At 72.0% G+C, this 4,425-nt stretch carries 1 protein-coding gene; it reads right to left on the bottom strand.

Going from position 1 to position 4,425, the window contains the following annotated elements; all coding sequences use genetic code 11:
• The coding region (locus ADK60_RS19790; protein WP_159400499.1) for a non-ribosomal peptide synthetase at window positions 1-4,425 on the bottom strand (4,425 nt) is incomplete at both ends.

Below are 4,425 nucleotides of genomic sequence, written 5' to 3'. Positions count from 1 at the left end.
CGAGTCGAACCCCAGCACCGACGGCCGCATGTAGACATCCGTCTCGGACGCCTGGTCCGCCATCAGGTGGTGGAAGAGCATGCCCTCCTGGAGCGGGGCGAGCGGGTAGACGTCGGCCACATTGGCCGCGCCGCCCTCGACCTTCGCCACGACCCGCTCGATCTCCGCCCCGGTCAGCTCCACCAGCGGCAGCATCTCCGGCGTGATCCCGACGGCACCCTCGGGAATCAGGTTCGGCGGAACCACCACCTGGACCGGCCCGGCAGCGCCGGCCAGCCCGGCCGGCGTGGGGTTGCGCAGCAGGGTGCGGACGGAGATCGACACACCCCGGACCCGCAGGTACTCCACCAGCGACACCGCCAGCAGGGAGTGGCCGCCCAGGGCGAAGAAGTTGTCCTCCACACCGACGCTCTCCAGCCCCAGGGCGTGGGCGAACGCGAGGCACAGGATCTCCTCCTGCACCGTTGCCGGACCACGGCTCACCCGGACGTCCTCGTCCGCGCTGCCGGAGCCGTCCTGTGCGGGCAGGGCCGCGAGGTCCAGCGCCCCGTCCGCCGTCAGCAGCAGCGTGTCCAGCACCACCACCGAGGGCACCAGGTCCTCCGCCAGGCGGTCGCCGGCGAACTGCCGCACCGCGTCCGCCAACGCCGCGTGATCAGCGCCGGAGTCGGCGGGTACGACATAAGCGACCAGGCTCCCGTCGCCTCCCGTCCGGGACACCTGGCCGTCGTCCGCATCGTGCTCGCGCTCGATGACCGCCACCTGAGCCAAGCCGGGCTGCGTGGCCAGCACGGTCTGCACCTGCCGCGCGGTCCGCCCGCGCGTCAGGATCCGCTCCCGCTCGTCCTCACCCAGCACGGCCACCGCCGCAAGCCGGGTCCGCGGCTCGGCCGTGACCGTCTCAAGGACGCGAGCCAGCCAGACCGCGATCCGGTCGGCCGTGTCCGCGTCGAACAAGTCGGCTGCCACAACCATGACACCACGCAGGCCCGCCGGAGCGCCCTGGGCGTCGAAGGCCTCCCCGAGCGAAATGCCCAGGTCGAACTTCGCCACCCCGGTTCCGGCGGCCTGCCGGCCGACCCGCAGCCCCGGCAGCTCCAGCAGCTCCAGCTCGGACCGGCCATCGCCGGAGGCCGTGGCGGTGTTCTGCAGGGTGAGCATGACCTGGAACAGCGGGTGACGGGCCAGCGACCGGGTCGGCGCCAACTCCTCCACCAGCTTCTCGAACGGCACGTCCTGGTTCTCGAACGCGCGCAGGCCCGTCTCCCGGACCCGCTCGACCACCTCACCGAAGGTCGGGTCACCGGACAGGTCGGTCCGGATCACCAACGTATTGACGAAGAACCCGACCAGGTCGTTCAGCGCCTCGTCGGTGCGCCCGGCGATCGCCGCACCGATCGGGATGTCCGTGCCCGCACCGATCCGGTTCAGGGTGACCGCCAACGCCGCCTGCAGCACCATGAACAGGGTCGCCCCCTGCTCCCGGGCCACCGACAGCAGGCCCTCGTGCAGCCCTGCGGGGATCTCCAGCGCCACCGTGTGACCGCGGTGGGTGGGTGTCGCGGGTCGCGCCAGGTCGGTGGGCAGGACGAGCTCCTCCGGGACCCCGTCCAACGCCCCACGCCAGTACTCCACCTGCCCGGACACCAGACTGCCCGGATCGTCCTCGCTCCCGAGCAACTCCCGCTGCCACAACGCATAGTCCGCGTACTGCACCGGCAGCGCCGCCCAGCCCGGCACCCGACCCGCGACCCGCGCCGCATACGCCACCGACACATCCCGCGCCAACGGCGCCGTCGACCAACCGTCGGCCGCCACGTGATGCACCAGAATCACCAGCACGTGCTCGGCCTCGCCGAGCGCGAACAGCGTCGCCCGGAGCGGGATCTCCGACGTCAGGTCGAACGCATACCCGACCGCCTCCGCCACCGCCGCATCCAGTTCCTGCGGCGCCACCTCGACCACCGACAGCTCGAAGCCGCACTCCTCCAGCGACAGCACCCGCTGGAACGGCTCACCATCCGCCACCGGCAGGACCGTGCGCAGCGCCTCGTGCCGCCCGGTCACGTCCCGCAACGCCTCAGCCATGGCCCCGCGGTCCAACTCGCCGGTCAGCCGCAGCGCCACCGGGATGTTGTAGGTCGCGCTCGGACCCTCCAACTGCCCCAGGAACCAGAGCCGGCGCTGCGCGAACGACAGCGGCACCCGCTCCGGACGCACCATCGGCGCCAACGCCGCACGGCCCTCGCCGGCCTCACCCATCCACGCCGCGACCGCGGCCGGCGTCGGACGCTCGTACAGCATCCGCAGGGGCAACTCCACGCCCAGCACCGTACGCACCCGGATCACCAGCCGCATCGCCAGCAGCGAATGACCACCCAGCGCGAAGAAGTCGTCCTCCACACCGAACGCGGGGAGCCTCAGAACCTCGGCGAACGCCTGGCACAGCAACTCCTCGTGCACCGTCACCGGACCCCGGCCCCCAGCCGACAGCCCCGAGAAGTCCGGTGCGGGCAGGGCCTTGCGGTCCACCTTGCCGTTCGCCGTCAGCGGCATCTCCTCCAGCACCATGACGGCCGACGGAACCATGTACTCCGGCAGGCTCAGGGCGAGGTGGGCCCGCAGGTCCGCCGCATCCACCCGTGCCCCGGTCCGGGGCACGACGTACCCGGCGAGCCGCTGATCCCCCGCACCGCTCTCGTTGACCGTCACCGCCGCCTGTGCCACCAGCTCGTGACGCTCCAGCGCGGCCTCGATCTCACCCAGTTCGATCCGGAAGCCACGCACCTTGACCTGCGTGTCGACCCGGCCCAGGCACTCCAGCGTCCCGTCCCCGCGCCAGCGGGCCAGGTCGCCCGTGCGGTACATCCGCTCGCCGCTCGGCCCGAACGGCGCGGCAGTGAACCGCTCGGCACTCAACCCGGGCCGGCCCAGGTACCCCCGGGCCAACTGCGCACCCGCCAGGTACAACTCGCCCGCCACACCTGCCGGGACCGGCTGCAGGAACCCGTCCAGCACGTAGGCACGCATGTTGGCGAACGGACGCCCGATGGTCACCGGACCCTCGCCGACCTCGGCCGAGGTCGCCCAGACCGTCGCCTCCGTCGGCCCGTACAGGTTCACCGCCCACAGGCCGAGCTCCCGCACCCGGCCCGCCAACTCCTCGGACAGCGCCTCACCGCCGACCAGCACCCGCACCCCGCGCGGCCAGTCGGCCTCGACGGACAGCAGAGCCCGCCACAGCGAGGGAACAGCCTGGACAGCAGTCACCCCGCCCGCGTCGACCAACTCCCGCAACGCCGCCGTATCACGTACCGTCTCCCGCTCGGCGAGCACCACAGCCGCCCCGCTCACCAACGGCAGGAACAACTCCAGCGCCGCGATGTCGAAAGACACCGTCGTCACAGCCAGCAGACGGTCGCCGACCCCCAACGGAACCCGCTGCCCGGCCGCCCGCAAGTGGTTCACCAGCGCCTGGTGGGTGACCACGACCCCCTTGGGGCGCCCGGTCGAACCCGACGTGTGAATCACATACACCGGATGGGCCGGCAGCAGCGGCACCACCAGATCGGCGTCGGTGAGCTGCGCCTCCTCGAAGCCCGAGCACTCGGCGCGCAGCTCGGCGGAGTCCAGCACCAGCACCGGCCCCTCGACCGAGTCCGGCAGCACCCGTGCACACTGCTCCGTGGTCAGGACACACACCGGCGCCGCGTCATCCAGCACATAGGCGATCCGCTCCACCGGATACTCCGGATCCACCGGCAGATACGCCCCGCCGGCCTTCGCCACCGCCAGCAGCGACACCACCAGCTCCACGCCGCGCTCCATCACCACCGCGACCACCGACTCCGGGCCCACACCACGCCCGATCAGCAACCGCGCCAGCCGGTTCGCCCGCGCATCCAACTCCGCGTACGACACCTCGACACCCTCGAACACCAACGCCACCGCGTCCGGCGTCCGCACCGCCTGCCCGGCGAACACCCCCGGCAGCGTCGACGACGCCACCTCGACCGCCGTGTCGTTCCACTCCTCGACAACCTGACGGCGCTCGGCCTCACCCATCACATCCACCGCCGCGAACCGCGACTGCGGAGCCTCCTCCAGGACGGCCGTGAGGTTCGTGACGGCGGCCCGCAACAGCGCGCAGATCTGCTCCGCATCGGCCGGTGCCACCGCTTCGACGATCAGGCCGAAGCCGCTCCCGAGGTCGTCGACGGCCACGCTCACGGGGTAGTTGGTGTGGTCGCTCACGGTCAGCAACCCGACGCCCTCGAGGCGGGGACCGGTCCCCTCCTCCGGTGCCTGGCCGTGCCGGTAGTTGAGGATCGAGGTGAACAGCGGGCTGCCGCCCGTCATCCCGCTCGCCTGCTGCGCCAGCGACAGCGGCGCGTGCTCGTGCACCAGCAGCTCGGCCAACTGGCC

The organism is Streptomyces sp. XY431 (genome assembly GCF_001279805.1).
GTDB classification, from domain to species: Bacteria; Actinomycetota; Actinomycetes; order Streptomycetales; family Streptomycetaceae; genus Kitasatospora; species Kitasatospora purpeofusca.
Note: the sequence above shows the minus strand (reverse complement) of the source record. Positions and strands in the feature narration are given on the sequence as shown.